Genomic DNA, 18001 nt, shown 5'->3' with positions numbered 1-18001 from the left:
GAGACGCCACGATTCCTCCCGGATACCTGTGGGGAAAGGGGCCACGTGCCCGCGAGAGCCATCGACCAGCTGTGCACCTCGCCGCGCGTAGCCGCAAAGCTCCGCGACGGCATACCTGGAGCTACGTGAATAACCGAGGGTCATACCAGTTGGCCGCCTCCGCCACCTCGGCACGTGCCTCGGGACGGATGACGAGCCGGTAGCGGTGAGCGCTCACCCCAGTGAGCGTTCGATCTCGTCCAGAGCGTCGTCCAGTAGTACCGCTTCGTGCGGATTACGCCGGTGCGCCTCAGAACGGCGGAGGAGCTCGGTACGCCGTGCGTCGCTTACCGGAAGCCGCTCGGGATGCAGAGCCGCCTCGGCAGCCACGCTGTCCCACAGGTCTGCGACGAGCTGGATCCGCTCGGCGACGCTCAGATGGAGCAGGTCGGATACGGTGATGGTGTCCATACCGAAGGATAAACCCCGGGTACATCCACCGACAAGCCTGCTTTGAGTTCCGGACTCACGCCGCGACGGCCAGCCCCTGCTCTACCAGCGGCGCGGCGGATTCGGGGGCCAGCGACTCGCCGGCGCGCAGGGCGCGGAAGGCGGCGGCGACGGAGGCATCCAGCGGCGTGAGGGCGCGCTGCACGCCGCGAAAGTCCACCAGCACGTGGTACTCGCCGGGCTGGGCGTGGTCGTACGGCGGCGGGCGCTTTTCGGCCAGCGCGCGGACCACGGCGAACGGCTCGCGGCTGAAGCGCGCGACGCCCACCAGCGGGTGCGGGCGCAGCGGCGCGTCGGGACGGGCGCGCTCGGCCGCCTCGGCTACGGAGGCCCGGGTGCGCTCGGGAGGAAGAAGCGCCAGCTCGTACGTCTCCATCTCCCAGTCCAGCACCTCGCCCAGCAGCGGCTCCCGCAGCGCGCCCTGGGCCATGCGGCGGCGCAGAAACGCGGCAAAGCGGCGCATCTCGCCCGGGACGCCGCGCGGCACTTTCGGATTTTCCACCCAGAACGCCTCCGCCACCTCGCGCAGGCCAAAGCCCAGGAGGTGAAAGGTGCCGGGGAGCTGCGAGACCAGCGGCGACAGGCGGCCGTTGCGGTAGAGCATGCAGTTCATCCGCATTCCCCGCTGGTCCGCCGCGCTCAGCAGCCGCTGCACCTCGATGGGCGTAAGGTCGTAGCCGGCCAGCACCACCGCGCCTTCGTCCAGCAGGCGCCGGCACAGGGCGGGCCGGGCGGCCATGTCGCAGATGGCCCGCTGGAACGCAACCAGCGACACTCAGCCCTCCGCGGCGGGGCGGCGGGCCCACGCCTGGCGGGCGCGCTCAAGCTCGCGCAGCACCCCGTCGTGGCCGCCCAGCGCCGGCAGGTAGTGGTCCTCGAACTCAAAGGTGATGCCGCACAGGTTGGGCGCGCGCTCCACCACCTCGTCCAGCAGGTCCCACACGGGCCCCGCCACCGGTCCGGCGTGCGAGTCGGTGTACATCCCCGCGATCTCGCTGCCGCCGGCGATGTGCACCTCCACCACGTTGCGCAGGTCCACCGCGCCCAGGAACTCGCGCGCGTCAAAGCCGTGGTTCACCGAGTTCACGTACACGTTGTGGATGTCCAGCAGCAGCCCGCACCCGCCGCGGTCGCACAGCCCGTCCAGAAACTCGGGCTCCGTCATCTCCTGCCCGGGCAGGTCCACGTAGTACACGTTGTTTTCCAGCAGAAACGGCACGGGGACAATCTCGCGCACCCGCAGCACGCGCTCCGTGATCATCTCCAGCACCTCGCGGTCGTACGGCACCGGGATGGCGAGCCCCGCCTCCTCGCTGTGCGCGTCCATGCCGGGCAGCCGGTTGAACGACAGGTGGTCGCTGTGCCAGGGAAAGCCGTAGCGGGCCTGCCAGCGCGCCACCTGCTCCACGTGCTCCACGTCGAACAGGTCGGCGCTGCCGATGGACAGGCCCACGGAGTGCCCCACGATCGGCTTGCGGGCGGCCACCCAGTCCAGCAGCTCCACCTGGCGGTCGAAGTCGCGAAAGCGCGGGCCGGCGCCGGGTCCGTCATCCACCCAGAAGCGGTCGGGGACGATGGCCATGTAATCCAGCGCCTCCACGTGCTCGCGGATGAAGCGCGGCAGCGAAGGCACGTATAGCAGCCCCACGCCCAGCCGGGGCAGCGCCCGCAGCTGCGAACGGACGGGGGTGGGCGCGGCGAAGGTGGCGGTGTCCATGTCGAGCTCCATCCGGGTGCGGCGCGTGCATCGAATCAGAATGGCCGCCGCCGCTCGCCGGACAGGCGGAGCGGCGGCGGGTACGGCTCAGTACGCGGGATCGATCGCGTCCTCGTACCCCGGATCGATCGGCTGGAAGCCCGAGCGGCAGGTGGGGCAGTTGGTCGGGTCGACCGGATCGTACGGATCGTACGGCTCGTAAGGCTTGCTCGTCTCGGCCATGAGGTGCTCCTTGAGTGAGGGTCGTCTCGTGGACTGCGCAGGGACGATAGTCAAGATTACCCCACAAAGCAATACCGTCGTGAAACGTATACATCAGTGAACGGGAAACTTTTCACATCTGCAACCTAAGACCGCCCCAGATGAGCGGCACGAGAGAGGACCGGCTACGGTTCATTCCCGATTTCCTCGCGCTCTACGGCTGCATCCTGTTCCTCATCCTCCCTCTCCAACCACGCCGCAGACAATTTTCCGCTTCACGGTGATCGTCGTCGGGATCGCGGGACTAATGTGGATGCGTGTGCGTAGTGGGCGAAAATGAGCGACGGATACGGGATCTCCGCACCCACGGTGGAGCGGGGGTCGAACGTCTGGATATCGTCTGGAGGCGGGACGTGCAGCGGCGAGAACGTACGGCGGGGGAAACGAAGCGGCCGCGGCGCGTGGATGCGCCGCGGCCATCGGACTGCAACGGTGCTCGTTTACGGATTCGCGATCAGTGCGCGTCCGGATCTTCGATCAGGTAGATCGGGGCGAGCGCCTGCCTGGTGTCGCCAACGGTGAGTTCGAACTCGTACTCGCCGGCGCGGGGAAAGATGAGCTGGTCGATGGGGATGGCCATCTGGGTGCGGGCCGGGCGGTGGACGGCGTACTGGTCCTCCACCTGGGTCTGCGCGTTGATGGTGAGCACGGGCCCGCGATCGGGGTCCAGCAGATTGACGGCAAAGTCGATGGCGCCACGCTCGCTGGCGTCCCACTCGATGGTGGTCACCAGCGTGAGCCGCTCCTGCTGCGCGGGAAAGCCGCGCGCGTACAGCTCGTGAAAGACGCCGTGCACGTCCATGCGCCCGTCGTTGCGCAGCTGTGCGTCTTCGGCGATGACGGAATACAGAACCTTCACCGGAATCCTCTGAAGTCAGTAGAGAGTGCGTAAGTGCGGAAGTGCGTGAGTGCGTGAGTAACAGCGGATAGCGTCACTACCGCACTTCCGCACTCACGCACTTCTTTCAAAGCCGTACCCGCACCGCCTCCGCGTGCCCGAACAGCCCTTCCGACTCGGCAAGGCGGATGACGTCGGCGGCGTCGCGTCGCAGGCGGGCGGCGGAAAGGCCAATCAGGCTGGTGCGCTTGACGAAGTCGTACACGCCCAGCGGGCTGGCGAAGCGCGCCGTGCCGCCCGTGGGCAGCACGTGGTTGGGACCGGCGAAGTAGTCGCCCATGGGCTCCGGGCTGCTGGAGCCCAGAAAGATCGCGCCCGCGTTGCGGATGCTTCCCGCCAGCAGCAGCGGCTCCTGCACCAGCAGCTCCAGGTGCTCCGGCGCGCGCAGGTCGGCCACGGCGGCCGCGTCGGCCAGCGAGTCGACGATCACGATGGCGCCGTTGGCCTGCAGCGCGGCGCGCGCCACGTCGCGCCGCGGGTTGCGCTCCAGCAGGCGGTCGATCTCGCCCGGCACGCGCGCGGCAAGCTCCGCCGACGTCGTCACCAGCCAGGCGATGGCGTCCGGGTCGTGCTCCGCCTGGCCGATCAGGTCCGCGGCCACGTGCACGGGGTCGGCGTGCTCGTCCGCGATCACCAGGATCTCCGACGGACCGGCCACCATGTCGATGTCGACGGCGCCGAACACCTGGCGCTTGGCCTCGGCGACCCACTTGTTGCCGGGTCCCACGATCTTGTCCACGCGGTCGATGCTTTCGGTGCCGTACGCCAGCGCGCCCACCGCCTGCGCCCCGCCGATCCGCAGCACCTCCGTCACCCCCGCCACGTGCGCGGCGGCCAGGACGACGGGAAGCACCTCGCCGCCGGGTGTGGGCGTGACCATGGCGATCTCGTCCACCCCCGCCACGGAGGCGGGGATGGCGTTCATCAGCACGGACGATGGATACGCCGCGCGGCCGCCGGGAACGTAGATCCCCACGCGCCGCAGCGGCGCAACGCGCTGCCCCAGCACGGTGCCGTCGGGTTCGATGTCCATAAAGCCGTGCTCGCGCTGCCGCTCGTGAAAGCGGCGGATGTTCTCCGCCGCGCGCCGCAGCGAGTCCAGCAGCTGCGCATCCACCGAAGCCGCCGCCTGCGCCAGCGCATCCGCGCCAATGCGCAGCCCCGCCGCGCCGCCCGCGTCAAAGTGGTCGAAGCGCGCCGTGTACTCCAGCAGCGCCGCGTCCCCACGCGACGCGACGTCGCGCAGAATGCCGGCGACCGCGTCGCGCAGCGCCGGATCGTCCGTAGAAGCAGCCGCCGCCATCTCCCGCAGCTCGCGGAAGGGCGGCGCAACGCGCAGGGTCCTGATATCAGGCACTTGGATTCGATTCAGATCGAAGATCAACAGATCAACAACGTTCGCCGCGCCGGAGCGGGCCCTCTCCCCCGACCGGCCTTTCGCTCGTTCCTCGCGACGGCGGTCGACCCTCCCCAAACCTTGGGGGAGGGGTTGGCGTTACCGCCGGCTCCATCGCGGAACCGCCAGCCCCGGGTGCCGCCGCTGGTCCCACGCGCACCACCCGGCCCCGCCACTCCGCGGCTGGACGCTCGCGTCACCCCTCTCCCGCGCTGTTTGCGGGAGAGGGGCCGGGGGTGAGGGGTCCGCGCGCAGCGCGACGCCGTAAAACCCTGCCTTTCCACAAACCCGCCGAAGCGCCATCGACCTCTCCCGCCGCACTCCCTTACTTTCGCACTTTCGCGCTACCGCACTTCGCCGCGCTCCACCGCACCGGCCAGGTCAGCGATCAGCCGCTGGTGCTCTTCCAGCCGCAGCTTGTGGCTGGCGCGGTTCACGATCAGGCGCGCGCTGCTGCGGGAAACTTCTTCGACGACGACGAGGCCGTTCTCCGCCAGCGTGCGCCCGGTCTGCACCAGGTCCACGATCCAGTGCGCCAGCCCCAGCAGCGGCGCCAGTTCCACCGAGCCAGAGATGTGGATCAGCTCGACCTGCATCCCCTTTCCCGCAAAGTGGCGGCGCGCGCTTTCCACGTACTTGGTGGCCACGCGCGGCATCCCGCCGCCGGGAAGGTACGGATACGACGCGTCGCGGGGCGCCGCCACGGCCAGCGCGCACCCGCCAAAGCCCAGGTCCAGCGGCCGCAGCACGTCCGGCTCGCGCTCGTCCAGCACGTCGCTCCCCGCGACTCCGGCGTCCGCCACGCCGGCCTCCACGTAGACCGGCACGTCGCCGCTCTTCACCGGCAAAAACTCGAAGCGGCCGTCCGCGCTGGGCAGAATGAGCCGCCGCGAGTCGCGGGCGGCCGGGTCGATGATGGAGCCCAGGCGCTCGAACAGGAGCAGCGCCTCGTCCATCATCCGCCCCTTGGGAAGCGCGATGCGCAGCGGCCGGCTCACGAGCCCTCCCCCAGCAGCTCGGCCAGCGCGTCCGTCTCCATCGCAAACCCCACCGCCGGACGATCCATCCCGTACAGCGCCAGCAGGTCGTCGTAGCGCCCGCCGAACGCCACCGCGCGGCCGGCGCCACCCACGAACACCTCGAACTGGATCCCCGTGTAGTACCCCAGCCCGCGAATCTCGCCCAGGTCGTACACCACGTGCGCCCGCTCGTCTTCCGTCAGCAGCGCGTCGATGGCGCGCAGCCGCTCGATGGCGGCCTCCGCGTCGGGCCCGCTGGCCAGCGACCGCGCCCGCAGCAGCACCTCGCCGCGCCCGATCAGCTCCGGAAGCTCCACCAGCGCGCGGGCAACGGCGGCCGGCGCGCCGTAGCGCCGCGCGCCATCCGCCAGCGCCGCGCGGTCCTTGCGGTCGATGGCGGTGCGCAGCGCTTCGGCCTCGTCCGGCTCGAGCCCCGCCAGCAGCGGCCGCACGAAGCGGATGTCGCCCAGGTTGATCTGGAACTCGCCGATCTCCAGCGCGCGCAGCAGGGTGATCACCGTCCGCAGCACCTCCACGTCGGCGTCCGCACCCGCGCTCCCCAGGAGTTCCGCGCCCAGCTGAAAGGTTTCGCGCGCGTGGCCGCCGCCCTCGGGGCGCTGGCGGTACACCTTGCCGGCGTACGACAGGCGCAGCGGCGGCGGCTCGTCGCGCAGGCGAGTGGCGGCCATGCGCGCGATGGCGCTGGTAAAGTCCGCCCGCAGCGCCACCAGCCGCCCGTCGCGATCCACAAAGCGGATGAGCTCGCTGGCCAGCTTGGTGCCGGCGCGCGTGAACACCTCTTCGTATTCAAAGGTGGGCGGAATCACCTCACTGTATCCCGCCGCCTCCGCCAGCTCGAACCACACGCGCTGAACCCGCCGCCGGCGTCGTACGTCGGCGGCGAGCAGGTCCTGCGATCCGGGCGGCACCTGCGCCAGTCTGGTCGTGGGCATAGCCCGCAAAGATACCAGCCCTGCGCGGGGCCGGGCAATCCCGGATGGACAAAGCCTTTACGCCATGCCCACGATGAAACACTTTCCCGATATGGCACGGTAGGTGCTACTACCCCCGGCATGTGAAGGTGAAGTACCCAAGGACTCACCTGGAAAACCGGAGAACGACCGTGGACATTCTGCTCATCATCGGCGTCGTGCTGCTTCTCGTGGCCCTGCTGGGCGTGGGCGGCGTGATCGGCGCCCTGGCCGACATCGCGTGGATCCTGCTGATCATCGCGGTGATCATCATCGCCTGGCGCGTCATCACCGGCCGTCGCCCGGTCTGACGCGGGCGCAGGACTGAACGTGAGCGGCGGGCTTCTTCGGGGGCCCGCCGTTTTCGTTTCAGGAGACAGGGAATAGGGAATAGGGAATAGGGAATAGCGGGCGATGACGACGGTCAGCCGCTGATCGGCGTGGCGCGCAGGTCGGCGCGGAAGGCGGGCCAGGCGTCGCGCAGGTACAGGGCGAAGGGGATCCACCAGATGAAGTCGTTCGTCACGCAGAGGACGATGGTCTGCCACGGCCAGCTGCCGCTCGCGATCAGGACGAGCAGCCCGATCGGCCCCAGCACCTTGCCCATCAAACCCACCGCCGCCAGCAGCCAGCCGCGCTCCGGCACGCGCGCGACCTCGAGATAAAGCAGGCCATACAGCCCGATGACCATCGCCAGGCAGGCGAAGATCTCCGGGTGGTTCAGCGGCGGCATCCCCGCCACGCGGAACAGCCACTGCGGATCCAGAGCCGAATAGATCCCCCACGTGATGTTGTAAGCGCCCGCCAGCACGAACACCCGCCGGTGCAGCGAGCGCCGGGGCAGCGTCATCGGGATCGGTGGATGCATCGCGATACGCGGATTTCGAGATCAGTACGCAGCCGCCATCGCCTGGAACAGCGCGCCGACCTCCGCCGGTCTGCGCAGCCAGCTCGTGGCGGCGGATTCCGACGACGGCTGCTCGGCGATCAGGATGCCTTCCGCGGCGTGCCCCCGCTCCGCAAGCGCGTGGAACGCGTCTTCATCCGTCCGGTCGTCGCCCAGATACAGGACGGGCGCATCGGCCGGCGGGCGCATCTGGTCGAGCAGAAAGAGCACGGCCTTGCCCTTGTGCCACTCCACGCGCGGCCGCACCTCCACGATCATCTTCCCCTCGAACACCTCCAGTTCCGGACGCCCCTCCGCCGCCTCCAGCACAATCTCGCGCACCTCCTCCGCGTGGTCGGGGGCAAGGCGATAGTGGATGCTGAGCGTGAGCCCCTTGTCTTCCAGGAACGCGCCGTCGATCCCCTCCAGCGCGGGCTCGATGACCGCCGCGACGGCCTCCAGCAGCGGGCGTGCGGCGGCGGCTTCGGGGTGGATGCGGCGCAGCCCGGCGCCCTCGATCTCCATCCCGTGGTTCCCCGCGTACGCAATGCCGGGGATGCCCGCGCGCTCCCGCACGTCCGCCAGCCCCCGCCCGCTCACAACGGCGACGGTCACGCCCTCCATCGCCATCAGCCGGTCCAGCGCGGCGCGGGTGCCGTCCGGCATCGCCGCCAGCTCCGGCCGGTCCACGATCGGCGCCAGCGTGCCATCGAAATCCAGGAGGAGCACGATCTGCCCGGAGGCGCGCCAGGCGGCGGTCCAGACGGGTACCCGTTCGAGTGCGTGCTGCATACGAGGCTGGTGCGGTTCGGATGGCGGATCGTGCCGGCGGGGGCCCTCTCCCCCGACCAGCCTTTCGCTCGTTCCTCGCGACGGCGGTCGACCCCTTCCCCAACCCCGGGGGAGGGGTGGTGTGTGCCGAACCTTCCCGGCGGGATCGGGTTCTCCCCTCTCCGCGAGGAACGAGCGGGGAGGGGCCGGGGGAGGGGGCCCTATTCCCTATTCCCTTCCCTGCCTGTAACCTGTCCCCCTCGCATCAAAACGCAACCACACGCCCCTACGCATGCCCTGGATCGACAGCATCACCTTCGACGAGCGCGGCCTGGTACCCGTCGTCGCGCAGGACGCGCGCACGGGCGAGGTGCTCATGCTGGCGTGGGCCAACCGCGAGGCGCTGCAGCGCACCCGCGACACCGGCCGCGCCCACTACTGGAGCCGCTCGCGCGGTGCGCTGTGGATGAAGGGCGAGAGCAGCGGCCACGCGCAGGAGGTGGTGGACGTGCGCGTGGACTGCGACGCCGACGCCGTGCTGTACCGCGTACGGCAGACCGGACCCGCGTGCCACACGGGCGAGCGCAGCTGCTTCTATCGCCTGGGAGAGGATGATCTGCCGGAGGCGGGCGATCCCCGGCCCATGCTGGCGCGGCTGGAGGAGATCATCGCCGACCGCGAGCGCGAGCGGCCGGAGGGCTCGTACACCACCTACCTGTTCGCGCAGGGGCCCGACAAGATCCTCAAGAAGCTGGGCGAAGAGACGGCGGAGACCATCATCGCGGCCAAGAACGAGGACAACGCGGAGCTGCGGTCGGAATCCGCGGACCTGCTGTTTCACCTGATGGTGCTGTGGCGCGCCCGCGGCCTGGACGCCGGCGAGGTATGGGGCGAGTTGGAGCGCCGCTTTGGCGCGGCGCCGCGGCCAAAGCCCGGACCCACGCGCGCCGCGGACGGAAGCTGAAGAAACGGCAGTGCCCGGGTTCAAGGTTCAAGTGAAAGTGCCCAGTGCCCGCGGATCCGGGTACTGGGCACTTCGACTTGCACCTTGAACCTGCCCGTTCCTAATCCGCCCGGCTCGCCATTCCCGCCAGCGGCACCTCGCGGTCTTCCATGGGCGTCTGGCGGCGGATCTCGCGGCGGGCGCGCTCCTCGGGCGTGGCGCCGGCTGCATCCGGCCGCAGGCGCGCCGCCTCGCCGCGCTTGAAGGCGGCGTCCAGGATCATCTCCGCCTCGCCGGGATCGCACCAGCCGCCGGTGAGCGGCTCGTCCCAGTCCACGCGCGAGCCGGCGGGGCTGTACGGCTGCATCCAGTACATCCGCGTCCCCGTGCGGTCGCGCGCCTCGGCGATCAGCACCGTGCGGCTTCCCTCCCCGTTGGCATCCATCTCCGCCTCCATCGCCAGCATCAGGCAGTCCGGCTTTCGGGTCTGCGCGTACTTGGCGATGGTGCCCGACAGAATATCCGGCGGAACGCACCCCAGCCCGTCGGGAACCGGGATGGCGACGGTGCGGAACTCCGGCGTCGCGTGCCCCGGCTTTTCGTGGACGCTCCGCAGGCGCGGGGGGATGTCAGCCCCCTCCAGCGCCGCGCGTCCAATGTCTCCCCTCACCTCGTCCAGGAACCGTGTGGCCATGCCGAGCGTGCGCTCGATCTGCTGCATCCTGCTGCGCGCCACAGTACCACTCCCTCCGGTTTGCGAACCACTTTTGCGGCCGGTCGGTAGCGCCATCCGCGCTACCGCGACCGCGGAACCGGCACCCATCGCCCTATGCAAGGTGAGCGCCAGCAGACGGATATTGTGCAGCAGACACCCGATCCGCCGTCCGTTTGTGCCGTATCCGCATCCATCCCGCGAAAACATCGGCATCCCAAGCAGATACGCGGATCCCCCACCGGTGTCGCCGTAGAAACCTGGCGGCGTAAATAGGCCCATCAGTGCGGATCCCGTGAAATCCGGCACGGAAAGCAAAAACGTCGTGCCATAGCGGATGGCGCGACGGAGCGGCAAACAATCCTGCAGGACGCAAATCACACAAAACGACGGGATCAGACCTTCACAGCTTCGCGGATGGCGCGGATGTGGCGCGGCCACACGGCGGTGGCGTAGCGCAGAAAGTTGGCGCGCTCGTCGGGCAGCTCCGCCAGGAACGCCCACGCCGGAAGCGAGCCCTTGCGCGTGTTGCAGGCGTGGCAGGCGGTGACGAGGTTGCCCTCGGAGTTGTCGCCGCCGCGCATCCGCGGCTGCACGTGGTCCAGCGAAAGCTGCTCGCCGGGAAACGGCAGCCCGCAGTACACGCACCGGTACTCGTCCCGCGCAAAGATGCGCTCGCGCAGGGACCGGTCCTCAGGGTGAATCATCGTTCGCTACCAAGGCCGTTGCTGCCCCGTGAAGGGGGAGAAGTGCGGGCGATTCCCAGGCTGTTGGCGCTCACCGAACCTTCCGCCATCCCGACCACCGCCAATCCGCGAAGGCGGATTTCGTGTAGTCGTTGCAGCGAATTCATTCGCCCTTGCAGGCCTGCGGGCGACGCTTCGGAATCACCCCGGCTGCACCTCGTACCCGGCCTCCGTCAGCCGCTCGACTATCTCGCCGACGTGGGCGCGGCCGCGCGTTTCCAGCGTAAGGTCGATCTCCGCGTCCGTCACCCACAGGTCCGCCATGGCGCGGTTGTGGTCCAGCTTCTGGACGTTGGCGCCCACCTCCGCCAGCAGCGCCGTGAGCGCCGCCAGCGCACCGGGACGGTCCTTTACCCGCACCCGCATGTGCGTGCGGCGGCCGTCCTGCACCAGCCCGCGCTCGATGATGCGCGACATCAGCGTCACGTCAATGTTGCCGCCGCTCAGCACCATCACCACGTTCTTTCCCTTCACCCCCGCCACGTGCCCGCCGCACACCGCCGCCACCGTGGTGGCGCACGCCGCCTCCGCCACCGTCTTTTCCCGCTCCAGCAGCAGCAGCACCCCGGCCGCGATCTCCTCCTCGCTCACCGTCACCAGCTCGTCCACGTAGCGCTCGATGTGGGGAAAGGTGGCGTCGCCGATCTTTCGCACCGCGATCCCCTCGGCGATTGTCTCCGCGCGGGGGATAACGACGGGATGCCCCGCCTCGCGCGCCCGTAGCGCCGCCGGCAGCGCCGCCGACTCCACGCCGATGACGCGCACCTCGGGCCGCATCTCCTTGATGGCCAGCGCAATGCCGGAGATGATGCCGCCACCGCCCACCCCGCACACCACCACGTCCATCTGCGGCACCTGCTCCAGCAGCTCCAGCCCGATCGTCCCCTGCCCCGCGATGATGGCCGGGTCGTCGAACGGGGGGATGAGCGTCTGCCCGTCCTCGTGCTGAATGCGCAGCGCCTCGGCCATCGCCTCGTCGTAGACGGAGCCGTGCAGCACCACGCGCGCCCCGTATCTCTCCGTCGCCGTTACCTTGACCAGCGGCGTGCGCTGCGGCATCACGATGGTGGCGGGAATGCCCAGCCGCGCCGCGTGGTACGCCACCCCCTGCGCGTGGTTGCCCGCACTGGCCGCGATCACGCCGCGGGCGCGCTCGGCCTCGGGGATCAGCAGCATGCGGTTAAGCGCGCCGCGCTCCTTGAAGCTGCCGGTGCGCTGCAGGTTCTCGAACTTGAACCAGGCGTGCCCCCCAAACATTTCGCCGAACGTCTCGGACGGGGTGCAGGGGGTGAGAACCACCTGCCCCGCAATGCGGGCGCGGGCGTCGAGAACGTCCTGAAGGGTAACCATGCGCGGCGTGTGAACGTTTGCGGGCTTTGTGGACAGAATGGTTGCCAGAGCGAACCTGATGTGATAACCTCCCGTCTCGCCGGGGGCAAGCGGACCCCCCGTACCGCTCCCGATGGGCCGAAGCGAGAGAAAGCCGCAGCCGTGACGCCCGACCACTCCCTGCTTGCCGCGCTGGCGGACGCACTCGCCAGCCGCGGCTACGAGGAGCCGGCGCACGATCCCGGCCTTCCCCGCGCCGCGGTCGCCGTGCTGCTGCGGCCCGGGCCCGAGGGGCTGGAGCTGCTGCTCATCCGCCGCGCCCAGCGCGAGGGCGACCCGTGGTCCGGCCACGTGGCGCTCCCCGGCGGCCGCGAGCAGGCCGACGATCCCGGGCCGGCCGACACCGCGGCCCGCGAAACGCACGAGGAGGTGGGGATCGACGTCCGCGCGGGGGGGCGGATGCTGGGCGCGCTGGAGCCGGTGTGGCCGCAGTCGTCGCGCGCACCCGGCATCGTGGTTCGCCCCTTCGTATTCGCCGTTCCCGCGGACGCCCATGCCGTGCCCAACCACGAGGTGGACGCGGCCGTGTGGATTCCGGTGCACGAGCTGATGGGTCCCGGCGCCGTCACCGAGCACCTGTACGAGATGGAAGGGATCGCGCCGATGCGCTTTCCGGCGTTCGGCGCACGGGGATACGTGGTCTGGGGCCTTACCCACCGCATCCTCACCACCTTTCTGGACGTGTACGGCCGGGTGGCGGAGCAGGCGGATCCGGTGGATGACGGAGCGGGGACGGTCTGAGGTCGGCGAGACGTCCAGAATCGCGCGGAAGCGTGGCCCGAAGGTGAGCCACCGAGCCCGCACCGGGCGTGAATGAATCGACCCTGGAACATCGCGAGTCCGCCTCAGGAGCGAATGCATCGGCCTTGGGACATCGCGAGTCCCCCCCAGGAGCGAATGAATTCGCCGCAGGAAATTCGCGAAGTCCGCCTGCGCGGACTGTAGCCGCCAGCGCCACGCGCTTCGAAACACGCGATGCCGGCCGCCACGCGGTTGCGGACGCGCAGGTGCGTGGAACGCCGCACACGGCCAGGCCGCCGAGTCCACGAAGGTGGACTTTGTGTAGTTGTTGCCGCGAATTTATTCGCCCGGCAAGGCCGACGCGCACGGCGCCCGCCTGAATCGCACGGTTGCGGACGCGGCATTTCCTGGTGAATGAATCAGGCGGCGGCACGGACCCGGCCGCACCGCCGACACGCATTTTCAGATCAGCCCCGCATGCCGCACGAGCCGATTACGCTGCAGCTTACGCCCCGCCAGGCCCAGGCGCTGCACGCGCTGGCGGCGCTGGAGGACCTGCCGCCGGAGGTGTACGCGGCCGAGGTCCTGGCCAAGCACCTGTACCACGCCTACACGCCCGACGTGCAGCGCGCCACCGAAGCGCGCGCCCAACGGACCCAACCCTGATCGCATCACGGACGGATCAATGGACGACCATTCCTTTTCCTTTCTCAGGAAGCTGCTCGACGTCGCCGCGCCGTCGGGCTTCGAGACGCCCGCCGCGCGCGTGTGGCGCGCCGAAGCCGAGACGTTTGCCACGGACGTGGACGTGGACGTGTCCGGCAACTCGTACGCGACCGTGGGCACCCAGGGCGGCCCGCGCATCATGCTGGCCGGCCACGTGGACGAGATCGGGCTGATGGTCACGCACGTGGACGAGGACGGCATGCTGTACGTGGACGGCATTGGCGGATGGGACCCGCAGGTGCTGGTGGGCCAGCGCATCCGCTTTCTTACCCGCAAGGGCGACGTGGTGGGCGTGGTGGGCAAGAAGCCGATCCACCTGATCAAGGCCGAAGAGAAGGAAAAGGCGGTCAAGATCTTCGACCTGTGGGTGGACATTGGCGCCAACGACGCCGCGGACGCAACGGAGCGCGGCGTGCGCGTGGGCGACCCCGGCGTGGTGGACACGCAGATGGTGGAGCTTGGCAACCGGATGATCGCCAGCCGCGCCGTGGACAACCGCATCGGCGCGTACGTGGTGCTGGAAGTGCTGCGCACGCTTTCCCAGGGCGACGCGCCGGCGGCGCTGGTGACGGCGGTGGCCACCACGCAGGAGGAGATCGGCTACAGCGGCGGCGGCGCGCGTCCCTCCGCGTACCGGCTGGATCCGCGCATCGCCATCGCCGTGGATCTTACGTTCGCCACGGACGCGCCGGGGGTGGAGAAGAAGCAGCAGGGCGAGCACAAGATCGGCAGCGGGCCGGTGCTTTCGCGCGGCTCCGCCATCCACCCGCTCATGTTCGAGCGGATGGCCGAAACGGCGGAGCGCGAGGGCATTCCCTACACCATCCAGGCAAGCCCCCGCCAGACCGCCACCGACGCCGACGCCCTCTACCTGCAGCGCGCCGGCGTGGCGACGTCCGTGATCTCGGTCCCCAACCGGTACATGCACAGCCCCAACGAGGTCGTGTCGCTGGACGACGTCGATGCCACCGTCGCGCTGATCGCCGCCTTTTGCCGCGACATCCGCGACGAGGACGACTTCATCCCGCGCTGAGGGTGTGAGGGTGTGAGGGTGTGAGGGTGTGAGGGTGTGAGGGTGTGAGGGTGTGAGGGTGTGAGGGTGTGAGGGTGTGAGGGTGTGAGGGTGTGAGGGTGTGAGGGTGCGGGCCGGCCCTGGACGTCCCGAGCAGGTGAAGCCCCGCCGGGCGAGCTCCGCGAGCCCAGGGCGGGGCTTATGGCCGTCCTGGCCCCGGGCTGTGGCCCGGGGAACCGTGGCCAGCGCCAATGTCGAGGGTTACGGCCTGAGCAGGATCGCTCCGCATCATCCCCCCGCACGCCTTTACCGAACGGCGAAATCGGCGTAAGTTTATGCACGACAGGTGTTCCGGGCCTCCGGGCACCGCTGCGCGTACGGCGTTACCCATCCCTCTCAGCCCCTTCCCAGGCGATGTTCCCCATCCTGTTCGAGATCGGCGGCTTTCAGGTTACCAGCTTTGGCGCATCCATCGCGCTGGCGTTCCTCGCCGCCGCGTGGGTCGTGGCGAACGCGCTCAAGCGGCAGGGCGAAAACCCCGAGTACGCATGGGACCTGGCCGGGTGGGCCGCCATCTGCGGCATCCTGGGCGCCAAGGTGTACTACCTGCTCCTGCACTTTGGCGAGACGGCGGCGGACCCGTGGGGGGCGCTGCTCTCGCGCTCGGGGCTGGTGTGGTACGGCGGGTTCATCGGCGGCGCGCTGGGCGTGCTCTTTCGCCTGTGGCAGCTCAAGCTCCCCGTGTGGAAGTACGCGGACGCGGTGGCGCCCGGGATGGCCGTGGGCTACGCCGTCGGCCGCGTAGGCTGCTTTCTGGTCGGCGACGACTACGGCGCGCCTACCAACGCCCCGTGGGCCGTCGCGTTTCCGCGGGGCGCGCCTCCGTCCACCGCTGGCAACCTGCGCGCGTTCGGCGTGGACATCCCGGCGACCACGCCCGATTCCACCGTGCTGGCCGTGCACCCCACGCAGCTGTACGAAACGGGGATGACGCTCATCATCCTGGCCATCCTCATCTGGCTGCGGCCGCGGCTGGCCAGCACGCCGGGCCACCTGTTCTTTCTGTGGCTGGGGCTTGCGGGGGTGGAGCGGTTCATCGTGGAGATCTTCCGCGCCAAGGACGATCGTTTCCTCGGCGGCTTCTCGGTGGCGCAGCTCATCAGCGTGCTGCTGATCGGTACGGCGGTGGCGTTCTACGTGATGCTGCAGAAGCGCGGTGAGCGGGTGCCCGCCAAGGTGGCGCGCGCCTGAGCGGCGGACACCGGACACATCCCACCCCTGTAGAGCCGGCCGGCGGAGACGATCCGCCGGCCGGCTTTCTCGCGCGGATGAACCGCCGCCGCTTTGTCGCGCTGGCGGGCGGGGGTGCGGTAGCGGCGCTGGCGGGGGACGCGTGGCTCATCGAGCCGGGGCGCGTGCAGTTCACGCATCACGCCGTGAACGCGCGCACCTCGCCGGAGCAGCGCGCGGTGCGCTTCGTCCAGCTGACGGACCTGCACCTGCAGCAGGTGGGGCGGATGCACCGGCGGATCGCCGTGGAGATCAATCGCCTCGCCCCCGACTTCATCGTCCTTACGGGTGATTCAGTGGACCGCGCGGACCGGCTGGGCGAGCTGTCGCGGTTCCTGGGGATGCTGGACCGCGCGGTGCCCCGATACGCCATCCTGGGCAACTGGGAGCACTGGGCGCGGGTAAACCTGGACGAACTCGATTCCCTCTACCGCGCCGCGAACTGCCGGCTGCTGATCAACGACCGCGTCGTGCACCGGGCCGGCGGCCGTTCCATCCGGCTGACGGGGATCGACGACCTGGTCGGCGGGCGGCCGGATGCGTGGAAGGCGCTGGCCGGCTCGCTGGATGCGGACGCACACGTGGTCCTGGCGCACTGCCCGGAGCACCGCGACCGCCTCGTCCGCATGGCGGTGCCGCGGGTAATCCAGGTACCCGCGTCCCCGCGGGTGAGTGTCGCGGACGCCACCCTGGTGCTCTCGGGGCACACCCACGGCGGGCAGGTGAGCCTGTTCGGCTGGTCGCCCGTTCTGCCGCGGGGGACGGGTCCGTACGTGCGCGGCTGGTTCCGCGAGCCGGGCGCGCCGCCGATGTACGTCAGCCGCGGGATCGGCACGTCGATGGTGCCGGTGCGGCTGGGCGCGCGGCCGGAGGTGGCGGTGTTCACCCTGTGGGTGTAGGCCGCGGACGGAGAACCCGGCACGGCGGATGCGAGCCTTGGAGATCCCTGGCGTTCCGCGCGCGGAATCACGACTCGGAGGGTGGATCATGCACCAGCGTACTCCTCGCTGGACCGGAGCCTTTGCGGCGGTGTTCCTGGCGGTTGCCGCCGCCTGCGACACGCCCAGCGGGCCCTTTGTGGGTGGGCCGAACACGCGCTCCGTCGCGGAGGTGCTGGTGACGCCGGAGGGGCAGACGGTGCAGGCCGGGGCCACGCTGCAGTTCCAGGCGCGCGCCGTCCTGAGCGACGGCGACACGACCACGGCCCCCGTCACCTGGAGCGCGACCGGCGGCAGCATCAACGCGGCCGGTCTGTTCACCGCCGGGCAGACGGTGGGCGCGTTTCGCGTGGTGGCGCGGGCGCAGAACGGGGTGGCGGACACGGTGACGGTGAACGTGGCCGTCCCCAGCACCAACCCCACGCTGGTGGCCGTCGTGGTAAGCCCCGCGACGGCGACGGTGCCTGCGGGAGGCACGGCGCAGTTCACCGCCGTCGGCCGCCTTTCCAACGGCGCCGACCAGCCCCTCACCGTCACCTGGACGGCCTCCGGCGGCGCGGTGAGCGCCACGGGCCTCTACACGGCCGGCCCGGTCGCCGGCACCTTCCAGGTCTTCGCGACCAGCCCCGGCGGCCTGGTGGGCAGCGCGACCGTGACCGTCACCGGCCCGGGCGGCGTACCGTAAGCGGGACGCGGCGGGATCCAGAAGGAGCTCCGGTGCTCGATGGGTTCAATGGAGGCGGCGAGATGACGATCCGCCCGCACTGTCTCGCACGGGACCGGGAGAGGTTCGTCAAGGATTGATGCAGGGTCGCGGCGCAGGTGGACGGATTGGTGCGCCGGCCCGTCCAGGAGCGAATCAATTCGCCACTGGAAAGGCGCAAAATCCGCCTCCGCGGATTGTAGCCGCGAGCGCGGAGTGCGCCGACTGACACGAGCAGCAGCGAGTAGATTTCTCAGTCGCGCGCCGGGTCAGGAGGTTGCCGCCGATTCCGCGCGGCGCTCCTTCGAAATGACATCGCCGCACGCGTCCCGACGGTTCCATGTAGTTGAAGCCCCGTCCCGGCGTGCCGGGCGCGGCGCCGGGGCCGGGGGG

The 18001-nt window shown here is 70.0% G+C and carries 21 protein-coding genes; 8 read left to right on the top strand and 13 right to left on the bottom strand.

Going from position 1 to position 18001, the window contains the following annotated elements; genetic code table 11:
- Nucleotides 1–213 precede the first annotated feature (213 nt).
- From ACOJUJ_RS27905 to hisZ, 8 genes are all read right to left on the bottom strand, one after another.
- Nucleotides 214–450: an addiction module protein gene (locus tag ACOJUJ_RS27905; RefSeq protein WP_420130217.1), complete on the bottom strand. Its 237-nt coding sequence runs from the start codon at nt 448–450 to the stop codon at nt 214–216.
- Between the two features lie 55 nt (nt 451–505).
- A complete protein-coding gene (locus ACOJUJ_RS27900; RefSeq protein ID WP_420130216.1) occupies nt 506–1264 on the bottom strand; it encodes a hypothetical protein in 759 nt (252 codons plus the stop codon).
- Nucleotides 1265–2206 carry a DUF692 domain-containing protein gene (locus ACOJUJ_RS27895; protein ID WP_420130215.1) on the bottom strand — a complete coding sequence of 314 codons (942 nt, stop codon included), beginning with the start codon at nt 2204–2206 and terminating at the stop codon, nt 1265–1267.
- An 87-nt stretch (nt 2207–2293) separates the two neighbouring features.
- A complete protein-coding gene (locus ACOJUJ_RS27890) occupies nt 2294–2428 on the bottom strand; it encodes a hypothetical protein (RefSeq protein ID WP_420130214.1) in 135 nt (44 codons plus the stop codon).
- A 493-nt stretch (nt 2429–2921) separates the two neighbouring features.
- The gene (locus tag ACOJUJ_RS27885; RefSeq protein WP_420130213.1) at nt 2922–3326 is read right to left on the bottom strand and encodes a DUF6941 family protein; all 405 of its coding nucleotides are present in this window, start codon (nt 3324–3326) and stop codon (nt 2922–2924) included.
- Between the two features lie 106 nt (nt 3327–3432).
- Nucleotides 3433–4722, bottom strand: coding sequence for a histidinol dehydrogenase (gene hisD / locus ACOJUJ_RS27880; RefSeq protein ID WP_420130212.1), 1290 nt, complete (start codon nt 4720–4722; stop codon nt 3433–3435).
- Nucleotides 4723–5105: 383 nt separating this feature from the next.
- Nucleotides 5106–5759, bottom strand: coding sequence for an ATP phosphoribosyltransferase (gene hisG / locus ACOJUJ_RS27875; protein ID WP_420130211.1), 654 nt, complete (start codon nt 5757–5759; stop codon nt 5106–5108).
- Nucleotides 5756–6733 (bottom strand): ATP phosphoribosyltransferase regulatory subunit, encoded by a 978-nt coding sequence (gene hisZ / locus ACOJUJ_RS27870; protein WP_420130210.1) that lies wholly within the window; start codon nt 6731–6733, stop codon nt 5756–5758. Before hisZ ends, hisG begins: the two co-directional genes overlap by 4 nt.
- 170 nt (nt 6734–6903) lie before the next feature.
- Between hisZ and ACOJUJ_RS27865 the strand changes: the two genes are divergently transcribed.
- Nucleotides 6904–7062: a hypothetical protein gene (locus ACOJUJ_RS27865; protein WP_420130209.1), complete on the top strand. Its 159-nt coding sequence runs from the start codon at nt 6904–6906 to the stop codon at nt 7060–7062.
- Between the two features lie 113 nt (nt 7063–7175).
- On the opposite strand, the gene ACOJUJ_RS27860 is transcribed toward ACOJUJ_RS27865, so the two are convergent.
- Nucleotides 7176–7601, bottom strand: coding sequence for a hypothetical protein (locus ACOJUJ_RS27860; RefSeq protein WP_420130208.1), 426 nt, complete (start codon nt 7599–7601; stop codon nt 7176–7178).
- A gap of 39 nt (nt 7602–7640) precedes the next feature.
- Complete coding sequence (otsB, locus tag ACOJUJ_RS27855) at nt 7641–8429, bottom strand: trehalose-phosphatase (protein WP_420130207.1); 789 nt, start codon at nt 8427–8429, stop codon at nt 7641–7643.
- Between the two features lie 271 nt (nt 8430–8700).
- On the opposite strand from otsB, the gene hisIE reads away from it, so the two are divergent.
- Entirely contained in the window at nt 8701–9372 is a 672-nt protein-coding gene (gene hisIE, locus ACOJUJ_RS27850; RefSeq protein WP_420130206.1) for a bifunctional phosphoribosyl-AMP cyclohydrolase/phosphoribosyl-ATP diphosphatase HisIE, read from the top strand.
- 100 nt (nt 9373–9472) lie between these two features.
- Here the strand turns inward: hisIE and ACOJUJ_RS27845 are convergent, their stop codons facing one another.
- The 3 genes from ACOJUJ_RS27845 to ilvA form a co-directional block, all read right to left on the bottom strand.
- On the bottom strand, nt 9473–10087 hold the full coding sequence (locus tag ACOJUJ_RS27845; RefSeq protein WP_420130205.1) for a hypothetical protein: 615 nt from the start codon (nt 10085–10087) through the stop codon (nt 9473–9475).
- Nucleotides 10088–10458: 371 nt separating this feature from the next.
- Complete coding sequence (locus tag ACOJUJ_RS27840) at nt 10459–10770, bottom strand: HNH endonuclease (RefSeq protein WP_420130204.1); 312 nt, start codon at nt 10768–10770, stop codon at nt 10459–10461.
- 180 nt (nt 10771–10950) lie between these two features.
- Nucleotides 10951–12159: a threonine ammonia-lyase gene (gene ilvA, locus ACOJUJ_RS27835; protein ID WP_420130203.1), complete on the bottom strand. Its 1209-nt coding sequence runs from the start codon at nt 12157–12159 to the stop codon at nt 10951–10953.
- Nucleotides 12160–12300: 141 nt separating this feature from the next.
- Between ilvA and ACOJUJ_RS27830 the strand changes: the two genes are divergently transcribed.
- The 6 genes from ACOJUJ_RS27830 (at nt 12301) to ACOJUJ_RS27805 (ending at nt 17590) form a co-directional block, all read left to right on the top strand.
- Nucleotides 12301–12939 (top strand): NUDIX hydrolase, encoded by a 639-nt coding sequence (locus tag ACOJUJ_RS27830; protein WP_420130202.1) that lies wholly within the window; start codon nt 12301–12303, stop codon nt 12937–12939.
- Between the two features lie 477 nt (nt 12940–13416).
- Nucleotides 13417–13605, top strand: a complete 189-nt coding sequence (locus ACOJUJ_RS27825; RefSeq protein WP_420130201.1) for a hypothetical protein — start codon at nt 13417–13419, stop codon at nt 13603–13605.
- Nucleotides 13606–13624: 19 nt separating this feature from the next.
- Complete coding sequence (locus ACOJUJ_RS27820) at nt 13625–14698, top strand: M42 family metallopeptidase (RefSeq protein WP_420130200.1); 1074 nt, start codon at nt 13625–13627, stop codon at nt 14696–14698.
- A gap of 393 nt (nt 14699–15091) precedes the next feature.
- Nucleotides 15092–15928, top strand: a complete 837-nt coding sequence (gene lgt / locus ACOJUJ_RS27815) for a prolipoprotein diacylglyceryl transferase (protein WP_420130199.1) — start codon at nt 15092–15094, stop codon at nt 15926–15928.
- Nucleotides 15929–16005: 77 nt separating this feature from the next.
- Entirely contained in the window at nt 16006–16866 is an 861-nt protein-coding gene (locus ACOJUJ_RS27810; protein ID WP_420130198.1) for a metallophosphoesterase, read from the top strand.
- An 88-nt stretch (nt 16867–16954) separates the two neighbouring features.
- A complete protein-coding gene (locus ACOJUJ_RS27805; protein WP_420130197.1) occupies nt 16955–17590 on the top strand; it encodes a hypothetical protein in 636 nt (211 codons plus the stop codon).
- Nucleotides 17591–18001: the final 411 nt, after the last annotated feature.

Source organism: Longimicrobium sp. (genome assembly GCF_048594345.1).
In the GTDB taxonomy this organism is placed as follows: Bacteria; Gemmatimonadota; Gemmatimonadetes; order Longimicrobiales; family Longimicrobiaceae; genus Longimicrobium.
This window is presented reverse-complemented; position numbering and strand designations above follow the sequence as displayed.